The sequence below is a fragment of the Chitinophaga caeni genome, assembly GCF_002557795.1.
GTDB classification, from domain to species: domain Bacteria; phylum Bacteroidota; class Bacteroidia; order Chitinophagales; family Chitinophagaceae; genus Chitinophaga; species Chitinophaga caeni.
Genome location: NZ_CP023777.1, coordinates 2557655 through 2580528 on the forward strand (window position 1 = coordinate 2557655; position 22874 = coordinate 2580528).

Consider the following 22874-nt stretch of genomic DNA (forward strand, 5'->3'; position numbering starts at 1 on the left):
GCGATATTATAGAATAAAAAATTGAATATCATCAAAAAAATGAGGGTGGGAAAATATTAATGATTAATTTTAGCCCCCGATATTCGGTGTTTATCTAATATGTTGCCAAGTTAAATCAGCATGAAGGTATATGCCCCAAGAAATAAATTCGAGTGAAACAATAAAAACTAATATCAACAAATGCAACCAACGTTATTGATTTTAGCCGCCGGAATGGCAAGTCGTTACGGCAGTTTGAAGCAAATTCAACAGTTTGGCCCAAGTGGTGAAACCATTATCGATTACTCTATTTATGATGCCATCAGGAGTGGTTTCGGAAAAATCGTTTTTATTATCCGTGAAAACTTTGCCCAGGAGTTCAAAGATATCTTCGAACCCAAGCTGAAGGGTAAAGTAGAAACGGCTTATGTATATCAAGAGATGGATGCTTTCATCGGTGATCATCAAATTCCTGCCGACAGGACCAAGCCATGGGGTACTGCCCATGCCGTATTATGTGCGAAGGATGCGATTGACACGCCGTTTGCGGTAATTAACGCGGATGATTTCTACGGTAGGGATGCTTTTGAAAAGATGGCTACTTTCCTGAAAGAGAAATGCAACCCTGAAACATACAGCGTGGTAGGTTATCAACTGGGTAAAACGGTGAGTACTTACGGATCTGTATCCCGCGGCGTTTGCCAGGTAGATGCTGCCGGTAACTTGGCTTCCATCGTGGAGCGCACTAAAATCACCTTGACCGGTGGCAAAATCGAGTTCGAAGATGCCGATGGTTCCAAGCAAGAATTATCTGCCGATACCCCGGTATCCATGAATTTCTGGGGATTCGACCCTTCTGTATTTGAAGTTTCAGAAAAAATGTTCGATGCTTTCTTAAGCGAAAATATCAGCAAACCGAAATCAGAATTCTTTATCCCGATCGTTGTAGATCAATATATCTCCGGCAAACAGGGCGTTGTAAACGTGATCCCGACCAGCTCACAATGGTTCGGTGTAACTTACAAGGAAGATGCTCCAGGGGTGCAGCAGTCATTAACAGCATTAGTAAATAAAGGAGAATACCCGGATAATCTTTGGAAGTAAGATGTTGAATAGCGCCATTATAGCCGCATTTGGATTAGATGCGGCCAATTTTGAAACTAAGAAATTTGGATCGGGACATATTAACAACACGTTTTTACTCACCGGTAAACATGATGATGCGAAATATGTACTACAGAGAATTAACACCAACGTATTTAAAGAACCCTGGGTGATTGCCACGAACCAGCGCATGGCAGCAGATTATCTCGCTGCCAAAGACCCGGAGTATTTATTTATTACCCCCATCCCGACAACTTCCGGCAAGGAACTGTTTGAATTCGAGGGTGAATACTGGCGTTTAATTCCTTTTATAGCCAATTCTATTACGGTAGATCAAGCCGACAATACAACCCAGGCTTACGAAGCAGCCAAGCAATTCGGTAAATTGGCCCGCTTGCTGGACGGTATCGATATGCGACCGTTCAAAGCAACGATCCCCAATTTCCATAACCTGACCCTTCGCTATGCCGCTTTCCAAGATGCCATCCCGGCAGCCAAGGAAGAACGCCGCAATGCAGCGGAAGAGCTCATTCGAAGCTTCCTGGATTACAGCGATATCGCGATCACTTTCGAGAAATTAAAGACGCACCGCGATTTCAAAGACAGGGTAATGCATCATGATACCAAGATCAATAACGTGTTACTGGATAAGGATACTTTCAAAGGTGTATGCGTTTGCGACCTGGATACCTTGATGCCGGGTAAAATCATCTCCGATCTCGGTGATATGGTGAGAACTTACGTTTGCCCCGTTTCCGAGGAAGAGCGTGATTTTAGCCTGATTACCGTTCGCGATGAGTATTTCGAAGCATTGATGAAAGGTTACCTGGAAGAAGTAGGAGCAACATTAAGCCAAATTGAAAAAGATCACCTTTTCTATGCCGGTAAGTTCATGATTTATATGCAGGGTATCCGCTTCCTGACCGATTACCTCAACGGGGATATTTATTACCCGATTAAATATGCCGAACATAATTACGATAGGGCCAAGAACCAATTGACTTTGTTGCAAGCCTTGGTAGCAAAAGAAGGAAAATTGCAATCTATTATAGATAAATACTTATCGTAAGCTACTCGTTATAACCTTATTAAAAAGCTATCAAACTTTGTTTGGTAGCTTTTTTTATGGCTTGAATTTAATGCCGGGGGGATAAAATTGCCAGCTTTCTTCCTTATATTGCATATTATGTATATACGTAAAGCCACGCAACGCGACCTTGGCGCTATCATTTCCCTATGCCAGGAAACAATTTTAAAGGTGAATATTAAAGATTATTCAGCGGAACAAGTTAAAATTTGGAGCGAATCAACCGGGGATGAACAGAAAATGGCGAACCGTATCGGGAAGCAATTTTTCTTCGTTGCCGAAGGGGATAACGAGTTAATTGGTGTAGCAAGTATTGATATGAAGGGTTGTATCGATTTGATGTATACCGCTTGTCATCATCAAGGTGAATCCGTGGCTACACAGTTATTGGAAAAGTTGATCGGGATAGCTAAAAAACTGGCGCTTAAATCTGTTACGGCTGATGTAAGCCTTACTGCCAAAGGTTTTTTTGAAAAAAATGAATTCAAAATTTTGCAAGAGCAGGAAGTGAAATTAAACGGTATGACGTATAGAAATTTGAAAATGGAGAAATTAATTTAATTATATTGATATAAATATAATTGATGTAATATATTTTGTTTTTCTAAAGGATGCAATAACAAAAATCGTATATCCTATCTGCTGAATAGGGTGCTGGGAATAGTTATTTTATACGATCTGAAATCGGTGATTTTCTGATTTTCTTGAAAATTAACCCCAAAACCGCTACTGCAAAGAGTTTTAGAGGATTGTAAAATGGTTATAAATTAACCTGTATTGTTAGAAAATTATCAAAAAAGGGTCTTGTGTTTTAAATAATTTAAAAAATGGACCTGTTTCTTGAGAAATATCGAAAGTTTCTGATTCCTGTTGTTTTTTATTGCAAGGGCTAATACATTTGTATCAATGTTTCAATATCGGAACATTATAACAACGACTATTCTCCCATGAGGGTAAATAAAGACAATATAAAATTTAATCACTTCGTGCGTAAGCATAACTGGGGCAGTGTCCTGGTCGTGATTATTATTGTCATTATTAGCCACCATTATGGAGGATAGGTTACCGTGTACAATAAACATCGAAATATAAACCTTCCTCCACAGGGGAAGGTTTTTTTTTGCTTACTAATTCACATTTTATGTATAGCTATTACGACGGGAACACTGTTCTATACCTCGATGGCGCTTTTCAAAAAGCGTCGGAGGCGAAAATTGACCTGTACGGCCAATCGTTACACTATGGTTATGCTGTTTTTGAAGGTATCCGCGCTTATATGCTGGCAGATGGTTCCATGAAAATATTCAAAGCGAAAGAACACTTCGATCGCTTGAAACGCTCGTGCGAACTGGTTCACATTCCTTACCCTTTCAATAATGAGGAACTGATCGAAGCTACTTATAAAGTTATCGAAGCCAATGGCTTAACGGGGGCGTACATCAGGCCATTGGTATTTTGTCCGCCGGATATGTCTTTAAAAGCGGCTGCATCCTCCAGCATTATGATTTGTGCCTGGAACTGGGGCGCTTACCTCGGTGACAAGCTGCTGCGCGTGATGACTTCATCATACCAGCGGCCAAACCCGGAATCCTTCCAGATCGAATCCAAGTCTTCCGGCTTGTATGTCAACTCCATCCTGGCTTCGCAAGAGGCGAAAGGGCAGGGTTACGATGAGGCTTTATTGCTGGATATCAACGGTTTCGTTGCGGAAGGTCCAGGCGCCAACCTGTTTTTCGAAAAGAAGGGGGGGCTTTATACACCGCCAAGGGGGCATATCTTACCGGGCATTACCCGTGCCACCGTTATTGAATTATGCCATGAACTGGGTATCCCTGTCGTGGAAAAATTCTTCACGGTCGATGAGCTAAAACAAGCGGATGCCGTGTTTTATTGCGGTACAGCCGCGGAAATAGTTGGCTGGGAGTCGTTGGATGGGCAGCCATTCGGAAAATCTTGGACCGGTTCACTCGGGCGGATTATTCAACAAGCATACAAGGCCAAGGTGTTGGAACAATCGATCAAACCCGAAAGCAAGGTAGCTTAAACCACTTGAACATCGTAAAATCAAGAACCTTATAATTGGCTTGTAGCGCGGTATCCCGCGATTTTTAAGTAGTTGAACATCGGGAAACGACCAATTAAAGGTTTGACTTTTGAATGATTTCAGATGATCTTGTATCCCGAACTTAAAATTTGACAGGCAATAACTATTAAAGATGGAATTAAATAAATACAGCAAGACAATCACGCAAGATCCCACGCAACCCGCTGCACAGGCTATGCTTTACGGCATCGGTTTGACGGATGAAGATCTTGCTAAAGCACAGGTTGGTATCGCGAGTATGGGCTATGATGGGAATACCTGTAATATGCACCTAAACGATTTGGCGAAAGATGTGAAGAAAAGCGTTTGGGAAAATGATTTAGTGGGTTTGATTTTCAATACGATCGGTGTTAGTGATGGCATTCCTAACGGTACCGACGGGATGCGTTATTCACTTGTTAGCCGCGATGTAATTGCAGATTCTATTGAAACGGTTTGCGGCGCGCAACATTACGATGCGCTGATTACCGTGCCGGGTTGCGATAAGAATATGCCTGGTTCGATCATGGCCATGGGGCGCCTGAATAGGCCGTCTATCATGGTGTACGGTGGTTCCATCGCCCCGGGACACTACAAAGGCCAGGATTTGAACATCATTTCTGCCTTCGAAGCCTTGGGACAGAAATTGGCCGGGCAACTGGATGAGGGCGATTTTAAAGGTATCGTGCAACACTCTTGTCCCGGCGCAGGTGCTTGCGGGGGCATGTACACGGCGAATACCATGTCTTCTGCCATCGAAGCATTGGGAATGAGCTTACCTTATAGCTCCTCTAACCCTGCCCTGAGCGAAGAGAAAAGAGCGGAGTGTATCGCGGCAGGTAAGGCCATCCGTTTATTACTAGAGAAAGACATTAAACCGAAAGATATCATGACCCGTAAGGCATTTGAAAATGCCATTACGGTGGTAATGGCCTTGGGGGGTAGTACCAACGCGGTACTTCACTTCCTGGCAATTGCCAAATCCGTTGATGTGGAGTTTACGTTGAAGGACTTCCAAGATATCAGCGACAGGACGCCGTTAATTGCAGATTTTAAGCCTTCCGGTAAATACCTGATGGCAGATTTGCATAAAAAAGGCGGTGTGCCCGCAGTGATGAAATACTTGTTGAGAAAAGGTTTCTTGCATGGTGATTGTTTGACTGTAACAGGAAAAACTATTGCAGAGAATTTAGCTAATGTTGATGAGATAAATTTTGATACGCAAGATATCATCGTTCCGTTGGAAAAACCGTTGAAAGCAACGGGGCATATCCAAATTCTTTACGGTAACCTGGCCAGCCGCGGCAGCGTTGCCAAGATCACGGGGAAAGAAGGAGAAAAGTTCTCCGGTCCTGCAAGGGTATTCGATGGCGAATCACAGTTGATTGCCGGTATTCAGTCCGGCCGTGTGAAAAACGGCGATGTAGTGGTAATCCGTTACGTGGGACCGAAAGGCGCCCCGGGCATGCCGGAAATGTTGAAACCGACTTCCGCGATCATGGGAGCAGGTTTGGGTAAAAACGTAGCCTTGATCACCGATGGTCGTTTCTCCGGCGGTACGCATGGTTTCGTGGTGGGGCACATTGTTCCGGAAGCGTATGAAGGTGGTGGAATAGCCTTGGTGCAAGATGATGATATTATCGAGCTCGATGCCGTTAATAACACGATCAACGTGATGATCAGCGATGAGGAATTAGCACAAAGGAAAGCAGCTTGGCAACAACCTGCATTAAAAGCAAAGAAAGGAATCTTATTTAAATACGCTAAACAAGTTAAAGATGCAACAGAAGGATGTGTTACCGATGAAGACTAATGAGTCTGAAAAACGGTCGGACCTCGAAACTATTACCGGCGCCACGGCGGTAATTCGCTCCCTGGTAGCGGAAGGGGTAGATACCATCTTTGGTTACCCCGGCGGGGCAATCATGCCTATTTATGATGCATTGTATGATTTTCAGGATCAGGTGCATCATATCCTGGTAAGACACGAACAAGGCGCAACACACGCGGCGCAAGGCTACGCGCGTAGTAATGGTAAAGTTGGGGTCGTCTTCGCAACTTCGGGTCCCGGTGCCACGAACTTGGTAACCGGTCTCGCTGATGCTTACATGGACTCTACACCTATGGTTTGTATCACCGGGCAAGTTGCAGCATCTTTACTTGGAACAGATGCTTTCCAGGAAACCGATGTGATCAATATCACTACACCGATCACTAAATGGAATATACAGGTAACGAAAGCAGAAGATATTCCCGGCGCGATTGCAAAAGCATTCTACATCGCACGTAGTGGCCGCCCTGGCCCGGTTTTAGTGGATATCACTAAAAATGCGCAATTCGCTGAATTTGAATACGAGTATAAAGCTTGCGATTATATCCGTAGTTATAAGCCGGTACCGGAATTAAATACTACGAGCATCGAGGCTGCTGCTACTTTGATCAACATGGCCAAACGCCCTTACATCCTTTGTGGGCACGGCGTGTTGATTGCAGGCGCAGAAAAAGCATTATTGGAACTGGCGGAGAAAGCTCAAATTCCTATCGCTTCGACCCTGTTAGGATTATCTGCGGTGCCGGTGGATCACCCCTTGTACATGGGTTTCCTCGGCATGCACGGGAATTATTCCCCTAATATCAACACCAATGAATGCGATGTATTGATCGCCGTTGGTATGCGCTTCGATGATCGGGTTACGGGCGACGTTAAAACTTATGCTAGCCAAGCTAAAGTCATCCATATCGAGATCGATGCCGCGGAAATTAACAAGATCATCAAGGCCGATATCCCTGTATTGGCAGATGCTAAAGCTGCTTTGGAAGCTTTGATCCCGCATGTTAATCCTGCTGTAAGGCCGGAGTGGTTGCAAAGTTTCAAAGAATTGGATAAGCAGGAAGACGAGATCGTTAATCAACCCGAATTATATCCAACGGAAGGTCAATTGAAAATGGCCGAAGTGGTTCGCATGATTTCCGAACGTACCAACGGGGAAGCAATCCTTGTTACGGATGTGGGACAACACCAGATGATTGCCTCTAGGTATTACCGTTTTAAGAATCCTAATACCAATATTACTTCCGGTGGTATGGGCACCATGGGCTTTGCACTCCCGGCAGCGATGGGCGCAAAGGTAGGTGCACCGCACAAGGAAGTGGTAGCAGTAATCGGTGATGGTTGTTTCCAGATGACCTTGCAAGAGTTGGCCACGATTTACCAAACACAGATCGGTGTTAAAATCGTGATCCTGAATAATAACTTCCTGGGAATGGTTCGCCAATGGCAGCAATTGTTCTTCGATAAGAGGTATTCTTCTACCGAGATGACCAACCCGGATTTCGTACAAATCGCGAAGGGTTTCTTTATACCCGGTAAAAAAGTAACGAGCCGCGAGGAGATCGTTGCAGCTATCGATGAAATGATTTCTCATGATGGTGCCTACCTGTTGGAAGTAGTGGTTGAAAAAGAAGATAACGTATTCCCAATGATCGCGGCGGGAGCGCCGATTTCAACCATCCGTTTACAATAATTCAAGGCAACTTTTAAGTACCATCATTTTATCGAAACAGAGAATCACAATGCAAAAGGAATATACAATAACGGTTTATACGGAAGATCGCATCGGTATCACTAACAGGATTACCGTGATCTTTACTCGCCGTCAAATCAATATCACCAGTTTAACTACTGCTGAAACTGAAATTCCGGGTGTTTACAAGTTCATCATCACGGTGATGAGCACCCGCGAATTACTAGATAAAGTTGTAGGGCAGATTGAACGTTTGATCGAAATTCACAGGGCATTTGTACACGAGGAGGAAGATGTGGTGTACCAGGAATTGGCCTTGTACAAAGTATCTACGCAATCGCTGGATAAAGGTAATATCGAGCAGATCATCCGTGAAAATAATGCGAAGATCATCACCGTAGATCCTAATTATTTCGTGATTGAGAAAACTGGGCACCAGCAAGAATTACTGGATATGCTAAAGCAATTAGAACCTTTCGGTATCATCGAATATTCTAAAAGTGGCCGCGTAGCTATCGTGAAATGGAGCCGCAGGTTCCATGATCACCTGAAAGAATTGGGCGAGAAAGTCGAGGATAATTTAAATTCCATTAGCGTATAACTGTTGCGCACATACGAAAACTATACATTATTAAATAAAAAACACAATCAACATGGCAACCATCAATTTTGGAGGCGTACAAGAAGACGTAGTTACAAGGGAAGAATTCCCCATGGAGAAAGCTCGGGAAACATTGAAAGATGAAGTTATAGCAGTTATCGGTTACGGTGTACAAGGTCCTGGCCAAGCATTGAACCTGAAAGACAACGGTTTTAACGTGATCGTTGGTCAACGTAAAAACTCTCCTACTTGGGATAAAGCCGTTGCAGACGGTTGGGTTCCGGGTCAAACTTTGTTCGAGATCGAAGAAGCAGCTCAAAAAGGTACGATCATTCAATTCTTATTGTCTGATGCGGGTCAAATCTCTTTGTGGCCTACTTTGAAACAATACTTGACCCCTGGTAAAGCATTGTATTTCTCCCACGGTTTCGGTATCACTTACAAAGATCAAACCGGTATCATTCCACCGGCTGATGTAGATGTTATCCTGGTAGCTCCCAAGGGTTCCGGTACTTCATTGCGCCGCCTGTTCTTGGCGGGTCAAGGTTTGAACTCCAGCTTCGCGATCTTCCAAGATGCAACGGGTAAAGCACGTGATCGTGTTGTTGCATTGGGTATCGGCGTTGGTTCCGGTTACCTGTTTGAAACTGATTTTAAGAAAGAAGTATATTCCGACTTAACCGGCGAACGCGGTTCCTTGATGGGCGCAATCCAAGGTTTGTTCGCTGCTCAATACGAAACATTGCGTAAAAACGGCCACTCTCCGTCAGAAGCGTTCAATGAAACTGTTGAGGAATTGACTCAATCCTTGATGCCATTAGTAGCAGAAAACGGTATGGACTGGATGTATGCTAACTGTTCTACCACGGCTCAACGCGGTGCGTTGGATTGGTGGAAGAAATTCAAGGAAGCTACGCAGCCTGTATTCGACGAGTTATACCAAAGCGTGGCAACCGGTAAAGAAGCTGCCCGTTCCATCGCTTCCAACAGTACTACGGACTACCGCGCTAAACTGAACGAAGAGTTGAAAGAACTCCGCGAAAGTGAAATGTGGCAAGCGGGTGCTGCTGTTAGGAAATTGAGACCTAATAATAACTAAGCAGTTATAAAATCTAAGGGAGCTCGTCCCGGTTACAACAAATAACCGGGACGCTTTCTTTACAGTAGTTAAATTTTTTCGATTATGTCATTAACCGTTGCCGGTGTTGATCCTCTGAATATATTGGATGCTGCCGTGAAGTTGAAACAGGTAGTTACGAGAACACCCCTTACTTACAGCGCAACTTTATCGCGCAAATACAATTGCGATGTGTACCTCAAACGTGAGGATATGCAGATTGTTAGATCTTACAAGCTGAGGGGCGCGTATAACCTGATTAGCAGCTTGCCCCAAGAACAATTGGCAAAGGGTGTTACCTGTGCTAGCGCCGGAAATCATGCGCAAGGATTTGCATATTCCTGCAAGGCACTGGGTATTAAGGGCGTTGTATTTATGCCCATCATCACCCCGAAGCAAAAAGTGAACCAGGTGGAAATGTTCGGCGGTGATCATATCGAGATCAAATTAATCGGTGATACTTTCGATGATTGTGCTGCCGAGGCTATGGCTTATACGGAAGCCAAGGATATGGTTTTTATTCCCCCGTTCGATAATCCTAAAATTATAGAAGGGCAAGGAACGGTTGCAGTTGAAATATTAGAAGATCAGCAGCAGGTGGATTACCTGGTTGTTCCGATCGGCGGTGGCGGATTGGCCAGCGGGGTGGGGATGTACTTCAAAAGTTATAGCCCTGCAACGAAGATCATCGGTGTGGAACCGAAGGGTGCGCCTTCCATGCTAAAAGCCTTGGAAAATGGTTCCCCGGTTACGTTACCTACGATTGACAGGTTTGTAGATGGCGCTGCTGTTAAAAGGGTCGGCGCATTGACTTTCGAAATTTGTAAAGAGGTGCTGGACCAGATGCATACGGTGGCCGAAGGGAAAGTGTGCAGCACGATCCTGAAATTATATAATGAAGATGCGATCGTTGTTGAACCGGCTGGAGCTTTATCTATCGCCGCACTGGATGATTTTGCTGATGAAATCAAAGGTAAAAAGGTAGTATGCGTCGTGAGCGGCAGTAATAATGACATTGACCGCATGCAGGAAATTAAAGAACGTTCTTTGCTGCATGAAGGCTTGAAACATTATTTCATCGTGAGCTTCGCACAAAGACCCGGGGCGTTGAAAGAATTTGTGAACCACGTATTAGGACCTAATGATGATATCACCCGTTTTGAATTTATCAAGAAGCATAATAAAGAAACAGGGCCTGCATTGGTAGGTATCGAACTCAAGAACAAGGAAGATTACCAAGTACTGATGCAGAACATGACTAGATACAATATCAATTATACCGAGCTGAATAATGATGATAACCTTTTCGGCTATTTAGTTTAATTCTATAAAATTGCTTGGGTTGAGCTGTTGAGAAACGCTTGCTAGTTCGGGCTCGCGACTGGGGCAAGGTTCAACTGGTAGTAGTTCTTATTTGGTAGTATGGGGAATCCAGCAATTGGTAGTTCGTGGTGCAAGGGTAAGTACCATTTCGTTTATGGGACTATTGTAAATGTCCTCCATTGTGCGTGGGTCCGAGCTTGGAAGCTCGAACCAGCAAGGAAGCTCGAACCAGCAAGGGGTATGGACATTTGGGTTAAACATTCAAAAAACTAACCCAGGCTGTGAACAATGGTAACTTGGAAATTCAAGTGAGCAAAGTTGCTTTGCGTTTATTAATCTCCAGAAATTATTATACAAAAAATAAAGGGGCAAGTATTATTAATTGCCCCTTTTGATATATTTATTTATGATCAGTCAATTAAATATATTGATTGATAATGTTTTCCAGCCATTCTTGCTTGCCGCTTCTTTGAGCAGGTTCGCCATGCTTCTCTGCATAATCGCGCAAAGCTTCCAGTGTGAGGTGACCTTCTTCAAAAGATTTCCCTTCGCCACTGTCAAACGAAGCATAACGATCATGACGGAATTGCTTATAAGGCGACTCTTGTAAAATTCGATCCGCTATAATAGCAGCCCTGGCAAAACTATCCATCCCACCGATGTGCGCGTGGAATATATCTTCAAGATCTGTGGAGTTCCTGCGGGTTTTAGCATCGAAGTTTACGCCGCCCCCTGCAAAGCCCCCGGCTTCTAAGATCACGAGCATCGTTTCCACCAAATCATTTAAATTCATCGGGAACTGGTCTGTATCCCAACCATTTTGCGCATCCCCGCGATTGGCATCGATGCTGCCCAGCATGTTGGCATCTGCTGCAACTTGCAATTCGTGCTGGAATGTGTGCCCGGCTAGGGTGGCGTGGTTGACCTCAATATTTAGTTTGAAATCTTTGTCCAAACCGTAATGCCTTAAAAATCCGATCACGGTAGCGCTGTCGTAATCGTATTGATGCTTGGTAGGTTCACAAGGTTTCGGCTCGATGAAGAAGGTGCCTTTGAAGCCTTGCTTCCTAGCGTAATCCCGGGCCATGCTTAAGAAACGCGCAAGGTGTTCTACTTCTCGTTTCATGTTGGTATTTAGCAGGCTCATATAACCTTCACGGCCACCCCAGAATACATAATTTTCTCCACCGAGAGCAATCGTTGCATCCAGCGAATTTTTGACCTGCGTCCCGGCATATGCTACAACTGAAAAGTCCGGATTGGTAGCTGCACCGTTCATGTAACGCGGGTTAGCAAATACGTTAGCCGTACCCCATAATAATTTTACACCGCTTTCCTGTTGCTTTTGTTTCGCATATTCAACGATCAGTTGCATACGGCTTTCATACTCAGCTACAGTTGCCCCTTCATCAATTAAATCCACATCATGAAAACAGTAATAGGGTACCCCCAGCTTGGTAATAAACTCGAAAGCTGCATCCATCTTATCCCTGGCGGATTGTACCGGGTCGGGAGATACTAACCACGGGAACTCCTTTGTACCCGGTCCAAATGGATCGCCACCGGTTCCACAGAAGGTATGCCAATAGGAAACTGCGAATTTGAACAGCTCTTTCAATGGTTTACCATTAATAATTTTGTTTTCATCGTACCACCTGTAAGCGAGTGGATTTGTTGAGTTCGGTCCTTCGTACTGAATCTTCCCGATTCCTTTGAAATACTCGGTGTTTCCTAATGTAATGCCCATAATGAAAAGTTTTGGCGGGAATCAATCCCGCGATGGCTAAATTTTATAAACGTTGGAATTTTAAAATAGAAATAAGCTTTGCTGATTTCCCTAACTACCTAAAAGTTAATGAATTTACAGTAACTGCAATTGAAAAATTTTACCCGGTCAGGATATCCATCCCTGCAATTTAGTTTTCCAGGCACTGTAGGATGACCGGTATTGTTCGGAGAGCGTAGCGCTAGGCTCTATCACCTCCACGGTTTCCATACCCAGGAAAGCATCTTTGGGTTCCTTGTAAATGCCTAATCCTACCCCCGCTGCCCTTGCTGCGCCTTGTGCACCGTCCGTATTATGCAGGCTAATGCTGACGCCGGCAGTGTTGGCAAAGGCTTCCCGGAATAAAGGGCTCAAAAACATATTGGTTTCCCCGGCACGGACTTTATTCACTTGTAAGCCCATTTCTCTCATGATTTCCACGCCGTAAGTAAGTGCAAATACGATACCTTCCTGCGCGGCACGGAGCATGTGCGGCAACTGGTGGATGTTAAAGTTGATCCCTTCGAACCGGGCGCCTAATTCACGGTTGGCGAGGATCCTTTCGGCGCCGTTTCCGAACGGGTATATTTGCACTCCTGCTGCCCCGATCGGCGCTTGCGCGGCTAAAATATTCATTTCACTATATGGCAGGCCTCCGCAGATGCCTTTCATCCAGCTATTCAAGATGCCCGTTCCGTTTAAACACATCAATACACCGTTCCTGGTTTGAGTTTCGCTATGATTGACATGTAAAAAAGTATTCACGCGACTTTGGGGATCATATGCTATTTTATCATGAACGGCATAAACTACGCCGGAGGTTCCCGCGGTGGTAGCTGCTTCTCCCGGCGATAATACGCCTAATGAAAATGCATTGTTAGGTTGATCACCCGCGCGGTAAGTAACCGGTGTGCCCGTTGCCAAACCAAGCTCCGTAGCGGCAGCGGCAGTTACTTTTCCCTGTAATCCGAACGTAGGTACGACGGTTGATAAAACCTGTTCATCGATTTGATAATATTCCAGGAGCTCGCTGGAAACTTTCCCTGCTTTGAAATCCCAGTATATTCCTTCGGATAGCCCGCTTTGGGTGGTGCAGGCATCCCCGGTAAGCCGCATCCCGATATAATCTCCCGGTAACATGATCTTATCGATCTTTTTATAAATTTCCGGTTCATGAATTTGCATCCATTTCAATTTGGATGCGGTGAAATTTCCCGGTGAATTTAACAGGTGAGGCAAGACGAAATCCTCTCCAAGTTCTTCCATTGCTTGGTTCCCGATGCTAACCGCGCGGGAATCGCACCAAATAATAGAAGGTCGTAATACTTTTCGTGATTTGTCTACTGCGACCAGGCCGTGCATTTGGTACGAAATTCCGATGGCAAGAACTTGCTTGCCATCGAAATTTGTTTTCTTATATAAAATTTGAGTCGCATTTTTTAATTCTTGCCACCATCTTTCCGGATCTTGTTCTGCCCAGCCCGGCTGTGGCGCTTGCATCGGCATTTCCGTGGCGGGACTGGCGGCCGTAGCGACACATTGTCCCGTATCAGCATCCATCAAGGCTACTTTCACCGATGAAGACCCGATATCTATTCCTAACAGATATTTCATACGATTGAGCTTGAAGTGATGTTAATAAAAATACGTGTACAGAACCAACAAGATTGCGCAAATGATCAATGCACCGATCGTAAACGCCGTATTGGTTTTGAACATGCTGCTGTCGATTTCCAAGCCTTTCGGATTGTTTTTACTGTTTTTATTACTCAAAGTAATAACGATCATACCGATGATACATACGAGGAAAACGATACCCATCCTGTCGATGAACGGCATTTCCCAAATACCGTCTTTATTCATCGCGGCAAAACCGATGCTGTGCAAGGGTGATAAATCCACCATAACCGGTAAGAACTTCAGGAATACGGAAGTTGCCAAACCCACGAGCAAGGCATACATAGCTGCCGCGGAAGTGGTACGTTTCCAGAAGAAGCCCATGATAAACATCGCAAATACACCCGGCGATACGAAGCCGGTATATTCCTGGATAAATTTAAATCCGCCTTCTTTGTCGATGCCAAGGAAATTACTGAGGAAGATGGCGATCACCATGGCAATTACAACCACCCAGCGACCGATGCGCACCGTTTCCTGCTCGCTTGCTTCCTTGTTAAAGATTTTTTTATGGATATCGAGGGAGTAAATTGTCGAGATGGAATTGGCTTTACCGGCCAGCGAGGCAACTACAGCGGCGGTCAGGGCGGCAAAAGCCATACCTTTTAATCCCGGCGGTAACATGTTCAGTAGTACCGGGTAAGCATTATCCTTGCTCAGTACGCCGTTCTTGAGCATCTCTTCGTGGAACATACCTTTTTGATACAATACATATGCCGCGATACCTGGGATTACCACGATCAAGGGCATCAGTATTTTCAGGAAACCTGCAAACAGTAAACCGTTACGCGCTGTTTTTAAATCGGCTCCCAAAGCCCGTTGCGTAATGTATTGGTTACATCCCCAATAGTTCAGGTTAATGATCCACATACCACCGATTAAAACTGATAATCCGGGTAAATCCAGGTAATGCGGATTGTCCTTTTGCAAGATCATGTGGAAATGATCAGGAGCAGTAGACATCAAATGTTTCATGCTATTGAAGATGCCCGGTGTTCCAAATTTTTGGCTTACCAGGTCCAAGGCTAAATAAGTAGTGGCCAATCCGCCGAGGATCAAGAAAAACACCTGGATAACATCCGTGTAACCGATCACTTTCATACCACCGAGGGTGATAATGATCGCAAACAAGGCTAAGCCGGACATGCAAGCGTAGAAATTGATCCCGGAAATGGTGCTTACGGCCAAGGCGCCCAGGTATAAAATCGAAGTAAGGTTTACAACGATGTACAATAGCAGCCAGAACACGGCCATAATTGTACTTACCTTGGAATTGTAACGCTGTTCCAGGAACTGCGGCATCGTGTAGATCTTGTTCTTCAAATAAATCGGTAAGAAGAATATGGCTACGACGAGTAATGTCGCGGCGGCCATCCATTCATAAGTGGAAATAGCCAAGCCGATGCTGAAACCGTCGCCACTCATCCCGATAAATTGTTCTGCCGAGATGTTGGAAGCGATTAATGATGCGCCGATGGCCCACCAGGTAAGTGAACCTTCCGCCAAGAAAAAATCCTTGGTATCCGTTTGGGCTTTCTTTTTGCGGTTGTATATATACAAACCATATCCCGCAACGATTACGAAATAAATGAAAAAGACGATATAGTCTTGAGTAACTAACTTGTGCATAGTTGTATAACGTGGTTAAAAATTGATCAATAACGAGGAATGAATATAATGAACTATTCGTACACTAGGAACTTTTGGCATATAATTCCACCTTCGCGGTGATTCATTTAATTGATTGATAAAAAATAACATAATTGTATCAGTTGATGAGTAATAATTCCATCTTTAATTACAAGGACTGAACAGGCTTTAATTGTCCATCCAATACCTCTTCGGCGCCTTGTTGCAGATTCCTTGTCACTTTTAGTTTTCCATATTGTAACGGTACGGCATTGTTACCGTTCAAATTCTTGATCATCACCTTGTTAAGTTTTCCGGACTTCCAGTACAGGCTCACTTCGTAACCACCCCTGGCGCGTAACCCCGTAATTTGGCCATCCTTCCAAGAAGGCGGCAAGGCAGGTAATAAATCGATTACGCCCGTATGGCTTTGCATCAAGGCTTCTGCCATCCCCGCCGTTCCTCCGAAGTTCCCGTCAATTTGAAAGGGGGGATGGTTATCAAATAAATTGGGCAGCGTTGACTTCACGAACAATGCTTGCAAGTGATTTTGTACTGCTTGGGCATCTTTCAACCTGGCATAGAAGTTTATGATCCATGCACGGCTCCAGCCGGTATGACCGCCGCCGCTGCTCAAGCGTTTTTCCAATGTTTTCCTTGCCCCGGCAAATAGTGCTGGCGTGTTTTCATTGATTTCTGTTCCTGGATATAAACCGAATAAATGGGAAATATGGCGATGCCCGGGTTCCACTTCTTCATAATCTTTGATCCACTCCATGATACGGCCATCTTTAGTTAACCGGTTAGGTGGCAATTGCGTGATCATGGCTTCCCAGGTTTTCACTAGTTTATCATCAGTTTTTAAATCCTTGGCGGCAGCGATACATGCCCTCAAAAATTCGCGGATAATCTGGTTGTCCATCGTGGGGCCGTAAGTGATGCCGGTAGGCTTGCCTGTTACCGGGTGCTTGAACACATTTTCAGGTGAGCTGCTCGGAACAGAAACGAGGTATCCTTCGGGACTTTTTACCAGGTAATCTTGCAGGAACAGGGCATGTTCCTTCATGATAGGATAAGCTTGTTGTCGCAAGAACTTCTGATCCCGCGTATATTGAAAATGATCCCAAAAATGTAAACACATCCAAGTTCCGGCCATCGGGAAGGTGCCCCATTCAACACCGTTTTGAATACCCGTTTTACCGAAAGCATCGGTGCAGTGGTGGATGACCCAGCCCCTGGCATGGTACATCTTCCTTGCCGTGATACGTCCCTGCTCGCGGATGGCGTTCATGAAATGAAACAATGGGGAAGTAGTCTCGGAAAGATTGGTTATTTCCGAAGGCCAATAATTCATTTGCAGGTTGATATTGGTATGGAAATCTGCATTCCATGGCGCGTCCAGGTAATGATTCCATACACCTTGTAAGTTTGCCGGCAATACACCGGGATAGCGGGAACTGCCGATGAGCAGGTACCTGCCGTACTGATAATATAGAGTATGTAAAAAAGGATCGATCGCGCCTTGTTTTACCAGGGCAAGCCTTTTATCAGTCGGGATATCGGGAGAATGATCTGCTATTTCAAAAAGATTGCGCTCCATTAATTTGCGGTGATCTTCGGCGGCATATTTTCGAATTTTGGCAATATCATCTTTCGGAACCCTGTTCATCAGGTTAATGCATTTTTCTACAGCGTCACCCTTAATATCCATCTTTTGAGCATCGTAGTTGGTAGCTCCTTGAATCAATACGTACACTTCGCTGCTGCCCGAAACACCCAGTTTATTCCCGGTAGATTGTACCCTTCCGTCTTTAGCTAAAATTTTAATCATCCCGGCAAATTTCATATGCGCACCTTCCGGCCCCTTATCTTCTTTACCGTTTTTATCAATGATCTGCCCGCTTAATAATAAGGTAGCGGTATCCATAGCTCTCACCATACAATCATGGCATTCGCTGGCAGCACCTTCTTTTGCGGGACGATCCAGCCAAAATTCAGCTTGTAAACCCTTGGGATGATCTGTTTTAATGGAAACAACGAGTACGTTTTGCGCTGCGGAAGCCAAAACTACCTGGGAGACTTTATACCCGCCGGCTTTGAACTGCTGGCTCACTTCACCGCTCATTAAATCCAGTTGACGTTGATAATTCGAAATACTATCCCAAGTATAATCGATATGCAGGTTCATCAGGGTTTGATTCGACCGGAAACTGCGGGCTTTGTTAGTAGAATTTTCAGCGTCGACGGCAATTAAATTATTACGGGCCAGCTCGGCAGCCTCCTCGTTTTTGTCTTCGAAAATCAGTTTGCGTATATCATCCAAAACCTTGGCAGCATTAGGGTTGGCATCATTGAATTTCAATCCTGCCCAAACACTTTCTTCGTTGACCTGTATCGTCTCGCGATCCGTTTTACCATACACCATCGCACCCATGCGACCGTTGCCGACAGGTAGTGCTTCTACCCACTTGGTGGCCGGTTGTTCATACCACAATCGCATCGCTTTTTTAGTGGAATCTTGGGCTGATAATTGGATGGTCATCAAAAGACCCGGAAATAGAAGCAGGAAGATGTTTCTCATAACGCTACTGTATAATTGTAAGGTCTTAAGATAGATATTTCGATTTTGGCATACAAATTATGTGAATCTAATATTATAAAATGATATGATCCGGCACAAGTCCATTTTGAAGCGTATCGCTAACAATTTATTGTTATAACTTCTCAAATATCAATAGTTCATCCAATGCAACAACGAAGCTTTTTACGGTGCCGCCCTTGATGATTTTATTTTTATATTTCCATTTACCTTTCGGGAAGATCACCTTGCGGTAATTGCCTTCCGTAACAACCGGTGCAACCATGATATCATTCCCGAGCATAAATTGATCCTTGATCTCCGCATAATCGTTGCCGGGAAAAGCATATTCCAATGAGCGCACTACAGGTTTTCCCGTAGACGCGCCCTCTTTTATCGCTGCAAGTATTTTGGGCATATAATGCATTCTCAGGTCAACAGCTTTCTTCACAGCTTCCTGGTGTTCTTTATCCAGTACGCGCCAAGGAGCGGCAGAAAATTGCATCATGGGCAATAATGCATGGCATTGAGCAGATCTAACGAATAACTGTTGATTTACCTTCGTATGATCGTTGAAGGTGGCCGCTTGTCCACCGCCGATCATATCCGGGCAAGTGAATGTATAGCCTTCCAACTGCTGCACGAGGGTATTGGGGATCAACATTTGCAAATCGTGCCAACTATGATTTTTATCCGAAAGTCTTTGTACGAGCGGCGTACCACCCATTTTCCACATGGCCCTGTATTCGTTTAAGGGATAAGATAGGCCAACGGTTGCCCAGAGCCTGCAATGCTCGTTGGGGCTGACTTGTTGATATGATAGCAGGTTTTTAGAAGTATAAAAATACGGATCACCGGCATCGAACTTAAAGCCGTCAACGCCATATTTTGATTGCAATCTATCGAGTTGATCTTTTAACCAGTTCATCGCAGCGGGATTGGTAAGATCCAAGCAGGCGCTGACACCGTCCCACCAATGGATCATCAAGGGAGCGTAAGCCTTTTCATAGCTTAATTTTGAATCAGCTCCATTATCCAGTAGCAAGTATTTTTGTGATGATAATTCCTTGTAACGTTTGCCATCCGGGCTGATAAAAGGACAAGTCCATAACATTACCTTGAAGCCCATCCCGTGCAAGGAATCCATCATCTCCTTGGGACCAGGGAAAGTATTCGCGTCAAATTCGAAGGTGCCGTGTGAACTTTCCCAGCGGTTATCGATCATGAGTACACCGGGTGGATAATGATGTTGCAGCAACAATTTTGCATAATTCATTACACCTTCCTGGGTGGGATAATCTAATAACTCGATCCATAAATTATACTGCGGAGCGGTGATTAATAATGTATCGGGTAGAATATTTCGGGTTGGGAAAAAACGCCGGGCAACATACGCCTGCGCCGTTGATAAGTTATCACCGGATTTACCGGAAAAAAGCTTGCCATGTAATTGACTAATGGTAAGAGAATCCCTGGTTAAACGATACATAAAAGGTTCCTCGCTCCAGAACCAACGACCTTGGTTAGATATCAATATAGGGGAGGATTGGTTATTGGATACATCGCCATACAAGTTGAATTGAAAAGTAGGATGGCCAAAAGATGTTTTGTACGCATATTCGACCGCGCCACCGTACCAATATTCAGCTTTTGCTAATGCAATGCTGGTGTCGCTTTGCGCGGCAACAATTTTACAAGATAATACCAATATAAACAGGGATAGGATCCGTATTCTGCAATTCATCCCACTAATTTATGGAATAAGCGTATAAAATACAATTAAAAATATTTTAACACTTCCCATGGGAAAATTTATGCAGGCATCATCTCGCAAAGCTGTTGGCCTAATAGAGAACCGATGGCCACTCCCATGCCGCCTAACCGCGCCCCGATGAATACCCGGTTGCCGTATGGTCGTAAAATCGGCATTTTGTCTTTGTCACCGAAGGCCATAATGCCGGACCACCGTTGTGCTACGATGAATGATGTTCCGGGTAAGATCATTTCCCGGAGATATTGTTCCAACTTGTTTTGGATTTTTTGATTGATACCGGGTTCATCCGTTGTTTCCCCTGCGAAATCTTCGTTTCTACCACCGCCGAAAAGTACGCGGCCATTGATTTCCCTGAAATAGTAAAACCCTTCGTCAAAATGAAATATGCCCTTGAAAGGGAGGTTTTGAACAGGGTAAGTAATCAATACTTGTCCCCGGCCGGGTTGAATATCAAGGTTCGAGATTAATTTTGGCGTGAAGGCATTCGTGCAGATAGCAATATAATTTGCTTGTACTGATAATTGTTGTTGGTGCAAACCTTTGATTTCGAGTCGGACATATTGGGTATGTTCTTCGAATGATTCTACTTCGCAACCCGTTTTTATTTCGACCCCTAATTTGATCGCGGTATCCAGGAGTTGGCGCATCATTTTACCGGTATGAATCTCGCCCTCGAAATGATTTTGGATCAAGGCTTTAACCCGGTTGTTATTGAATTTGAAATCCCGGATCTTATCATTTTGAATAGAAAATGCATTGCCATCAAATACGGGCTTCAGCAATTTGTTGACATGCTCTAATTGTTCTAAAGCATGTAGCGACCGGTCATCGATCAGCTCGTAGCTGCCATTTTCTTTATAATCAATGGCGGTATCGCCTAACCTGTTCCTCAATAGTTGTAATCCTTCTTTGCGCATATTCACAAGCGCCAGGACATCCGCTTCGTTCATATTTTCGAGGTCGGCTAATATTTCGGTTAAGCTTCCCGTGCAGGCAAAGCCTGCATTACGGGTACTGGCCCCGGTAGGCAGTAGTCCCCGTTCCAATATCAAGACAGAGCTACCCGGAAATTTTTCTTTTAAGTTGATAGCGAGCGACAATCCTGTAATACCGCTGCCTATTATTACATAATCATATTTTAACAGGCTTTCCTGTTCCCAGTAGCTTACTTCGTACATATCGGAGCATTTAGTACCTGTTAATTTACGATAAATATTGATCTTCCCGAAAATACGAAGGGACGCTAAAAAGCGCCCCTTGTTGATTTGTTGTCTGTATATATTCAACGAAAAAATTGAATCATCTGGTTATTACTCCATGGCTCCGTAGAAATATTGATTAGCATTGTCTTTTACTACTAGTCCGCCCAGCAGGGATGTAGAGCCACTGATCGTATTATTGATCCATTTAGCTTGGAACGTATGGGTTTCCAAGAAATCCTTGATGTCTTGTATCGCGGTATTCACGAGGTTGGCATTACTGTTCTGCGTCGTGTATAGGAATGTTATTTCCCCGCTTTCAGTTTGGCTCATGGTGTAAGTTACATCAGCGTTGTAAGGTTTGGAAGATGTATAATTGAACCTAATCGTAACGAGATTATCAGCGTTGAAAGTCATCGTGATGTAGTTCAATGTTCTCTTGGTTGAAAGATGCTGAAATTTGTCATTGGCATCTACTGCCAAATCATCAAAGAAACCACCGAGTACCCCGCCCATGTTATCCACATTATAATCGATAGCCGTATAATCTTTGCCGTAGCCCAGCATATTTACCAGCGGTATCAGTGGGTAAGTTGAATAGCTCACATATAGTTTATTCCCGTTTACATTAGCATAATAATTTTTTTGATCATTATCCCACAGCAATTTTTGTATCGTGACATCGCCATAAGTGAAGCTACTGCTTAGTTCCAGGCCATCCAAGGTAACAGCGTAAGTAGCCGTAGTATTTTCTGTTTGGTTATCTGCGTCGAGGTAGCTAAACTGGATGGACTTATTGGTACCGGAAATATTTAACGCAACTTCCGTTTTATCATCCATTAGGAAATACGGGTATTTATGGGCATGGATATAAGCGCTTTGCTCATCGATTCTCGTTTTAAGATTCCCGTCCAGGAAAGCCTGCTCTTCTTCACTGCTCAATTTTACCATGGTCATATGATTCCCTAGGTGGATGCCGGTCATGAAAGTGGTATCGCCATTTGTGGCCGTAAAAGAAAATTGAAAATCCGACAATAAACCTTTCCCCGTTGGACCACCGTTTACATCACCATCGGGGTCAGCAATTAAGTGAATGTAATTGTAAGTATCGAAAATTAATGTGGGTAATTGCAGTGCCTTCAGGCGGTAAGTGCTTTCGCTGGTTTTGGATGCCGTGTTGCTATCGAAGTCCGACATCATTGTAACACTACCATCTTCCTTGAACTTTAAGTAGAAGGTAAACCCTTTTCCCCCGTTAGGATAGATGGTTGCTTTCCAACCGTTTTGCGCCGAGAGTAATAAAGCTTGATCTTCTGCAAGTTGTGCATTGAGCCGAACATCGGGATCTTCCAGGATCGGATCATCGGTTTTTTTACAACTGTAAATGAAACCCATTAACAGCGCTATGTATAATGTGATTTTTTTCATGTTAAA

General features: G+C 44.2%; 16 protein-coding genes. 9 read left to right on the plus strand and 7 right to left on the minus strand.

Features of this window, described 5'->3' with window-relative positions:
* Positions 1 to 180 precede the first annotated feature (180 nt).
* The 9 genes from COR50_RS10930 to ilvA all read left to right on the plus strand — a co-directional run bounded on the left by COR50_RS10930 (position 181) and on the right by ilvA (position 10818).
* On the plus strand, positions 181 to 1083 hold the full coding sequence (locus COR50_RS10930; RefSeq protein ID WP_098194014.1) for a sugar phosphate nucleotidyltransferase: 903 nt from the start codon (positions 181 to 183) through the stop codon (positions 1081 to 1083).
* A 1-nt stretch (position 1084) separates the two neighbouring features.
* Entirely contained in the window at positions 1085 to 2152 is a 1068-nt protein-coding gene (locus COR50_RS10935) for a phosphotransferase enzyme family protein (RefSeq protein WP_098194015.1), read from the plus strand.
* 117 nt (positions 2153 to 2269) lie between these two features.
* Positions 2270 to 2731: a GNAT family N-acetyltransferase gene (locus COR50_RS10940; RefSeq protein ID WP_098194016.1), complete on the plus strand. Its 462-nt coding sequence runs from the start codon at positions 2270 to 2272 to the stop codon at positions 2729 to 2731.
* Between the two features lie 580 nt (positions 2732 to 3311).
* Positions 3312 to 4214, plus strand: a complete 903-nt coding sequence (locus COR50_RS10945) for a branched-chain amino acid transaminase (RefSeq protein ID WP_098194017.1) — start codon at positions 3312 to 3314, stop codon at positions 4212 to 4214.
* Between the two features lie 172 nt (positions 4215 to 4386).
* A complete protein-coding gene (gene ilvD / locus COR50_RS10950; protein ID WP_098194018.1) occupies positions 4387 to 6066 on the plus strand; it encodes a dihydroxy-acid dehydratase in 1680 nt (559 codons plus the stop codon).
* Positions 6032 to 7777: a biosynthetic-type acetolactate synthase large subunit gene (gene ilvB, locus COR50_RS10955; RefSeq protein WP_232516353.1), complete on the plus strand. Its 1746-nt coding sequence runs from the start codon at positions 6032 to 6034 to the stop codon at positions 7775 to 7777. Before ilvD ends, ilvB begins: the two co-directional genes overlap by 35 nt.
* A 49-nt stretch (positions 7778 to 7826) precedes the next feature.
* Positions 7827 to 8378 carry an acetolactate synthase small subunit gene (ilvN, locus tag COR50_RS10960; protein WP_098194019.1) on the plus strand — a complete coding sequence of 184 codons (552 nt, stop codon included), beginning with the start codon at positions 7827 to 7829 and terminating at the stop codon, positions 8376 to 8378.
* Positions 8379 to 8430: 52 nt separating this feature from the next.
* Positions 8431 to 9477: a ketol-acid reductoisomerase gene (ilvC, locus tag COR50_RS10965; protein WP_098194020.1), complete on the plus strand. Its 1047-nt coding sequence runs from the start codon at positions 8431 to 8433 to the stop codon at positions 9475 to 9477.
* Positions 9478 to 9561: 84 nt separating this feature from the next.
* The gene (gene ilvA, locus COR50_RS10970; protein WP_098194021.1) at positions 9562 to 10818 is read left to right on the plus strand and encodes a threonine ammonia-lyase IlvA; all 1257 of its coding nucleotides are present in this window, start codon (positions 9562 to 9564) and stop codon (positions 10816 to 10818) included.
* A gap of 418 nt (positions 10819 to 11236) precedes the next feature.
* On the opposite strand, the gene xylA is transcribed toward ilvA, so the two are convergent.
* The 7 genes from xylA to COR50_RS11005 all read right to left on the minus strand — a co-directional run bounded on the left by xylA (position 11237) and on the right by COR50_RS11005 (position 22868).
* Positions 11237 to 12565, minus strand: coding sequence for a xylose isomerase (xylA, locus tag COR50_RS10975; RefSeq protein WP_198405825.1), 1329 nt, complete (start codon positions 12563 to 12565; stop codon positions 11237 to 11239).
* A 147-nt stretch (positions 12566 to 12712) separates the two neighbouring features.
* The gene (locus tag COR50_RS10980; protein ID WP_098194023.1) at positions 12713 to 14197 is read right to left on the minus strand and encodes a xylulokinase; all 1485 of its coding nucleotides are present in this window, start codon (positions 14195 to 14197) and stop codon (positions 12713 to 12715) included.
* Positions 14198 to 14218: 21 nt separating this feature from the next.
* Entirely contained in the window at positions 14219 to 15889 is a 1671-nt protein-coding gene (locus COR50_RS10985; RefSeq protein ID WP_098194024.1) for a sodium/sugar symporter, read from the minus strand.
* 169 nt (positions 15890 to 16058) lie between these two features.
* Positions 16059 to 18470, minus strand: a complete 2412-nt coding sequence (locus COR50_RS10990; protein ID WP_098194025.1) for a glycoside hydrolase family 95 protein — start codon at positions 18468 to 18470, stop codon at positions 16059 to 16061.
* 133 nt (positions 18471 to 18603) lie between these two features.
* Complete coding sequence (locus COR50_RS10995) at positions 18604 to 20211, minus strand: glycoside hydrolase family 31 protein (RefSeq protein WP_098194026.1); 1608 nt, start codon at positions 20209 to 20211, stop codon at positions 18604 to 18606.
* A 68-nt stretch (positions 20212 to 20279) separates the two neighbouring features.
* A complete protein-coding gene (locus COR50_RS11000; RefSeq protein WP_098194027.1) occupies positions 20280 to 21419 on the minus strand; it encodes an NAD(P)/FAD-dependent oxidoreductase in 1140 nt (379 codons plus the stop codon).
* Positions 21420 to 21551: 132 nt separating this feature from the next.
* Positions 21552 to 22868 carry a DUF4302 domain-containing protein gene (locus COR50_RS11005; protein ID WP_098194028.1) on the minus strand — a complete coding sequence of 439 codons (1317 nt, stop codon included), beginning with the start codon at positions 22866 to 22868 and terminating at the stop codon, positions 21552 to 21554.
* Positions 22869 to 22874: the final 6 nt, after the last annotated feature.

Coding starts and splice junctions, on each gene's coding strand:
- COR50_RS10985 (WP_098194024.1), bottom strand. CDS start 15,889: ATGCACAAGTTAGTTACTCAAGACTATATCGTCTTTTTCATTTATTTC.
- ilvC (WP_098194020.1), top strand. CDS start 8,431: ATGGCAACCATCAATTTTGGAGGCGTACAAGAAGACGTAGTTACAAGG.
- COR50_RS11000 (WP_098194027.1), bottom strand. CDS start 21,419: ATGTACGAAGTAAGCTACTGGGAACAGGAAAGCCTGTTAAAATATGAT.
- ilvB (WP_232516353.1), top strand. CDS start 6,032: ATGCAACAGAAGGATGTGTTACCGATGAAGACTAATGAGTCTGAAAAA.
- ilvD (WP_098194018.1), top strand. CDS start 4,387: ATGGAATTAAATAAATACAGCAAGACAATCACGCAAGATCCCACGCAA.
- ilvA (WP_098194021.1), top strand. CDS start 9,562: ATGTCATTAACCGTTGCCGGTGTTGATCCTCTGAATATATTGGATGCT.
- COR50_RS10940 (WP_098194016.1), top strand. CDS start 2,270: ATGTATATACGTAAAGCCACGCAACGCGACCTTGGCGCTATCATTTCC.
- COR50_RS10990 (WP_098194025.1), bottom strand. CDS start 18,470: ATGAGAAACATCTTCCTGCTTCTATTTCCGGGTCTTTTGATGACCATC.
- COR50_RS10945 (WP_098194017.1), top strand. CDS start 3,312: ATGTATAGCTATTACGACGGGAACACTGTTCTATACCTCGATGGCGCT.
- COR50_RS10935 (WP_098194015.1), top strand. CDS start 1,085: ATGTTGAATAGCGCCATTATAGCCGCATTTGGATTAGATGCGGCCAAT.
- COR50_RS11005 (WP_098194028.1), bottom strand. CDS start 22,868: ATGAAAAAAATCACATTATACATAGCGCTGTTAATGGGTTTCATTTAC.
- ilvN (WP_098194019.1), top strand. CDS start 7,827: ATGCAAAAGGAATATACAATAACGGTTTATACGGAAGATCGCATCGGT.
- xylA (WP_198405825.1), bottom strand. CDS start 12,565: ATGGGCATTACATTAGGAAACACCGAGTATTTCAAAGGAATCGGGAAG.
- COR50_RS10995 (WP_098194026.1), bottom strand. CDS start 20,211: ATGAATTGCAGAATACGGATCCTATCCCTGTTTATATTGGTATTATCT.
- COR50_RS10930 (WP_098194014.1), top strand. CDS start 181: ATGCAACCAACGTTATTGATTTTAGCCGCCGGAATGGCAAGTCGTTAC.
- COR50_RS10980 (WP_098194023.1), bottom strand. CDS start 14,197: ATGAAATATCTGTTAGGAATAGATATCGGGTCTTCATCGGTGAAAGTA.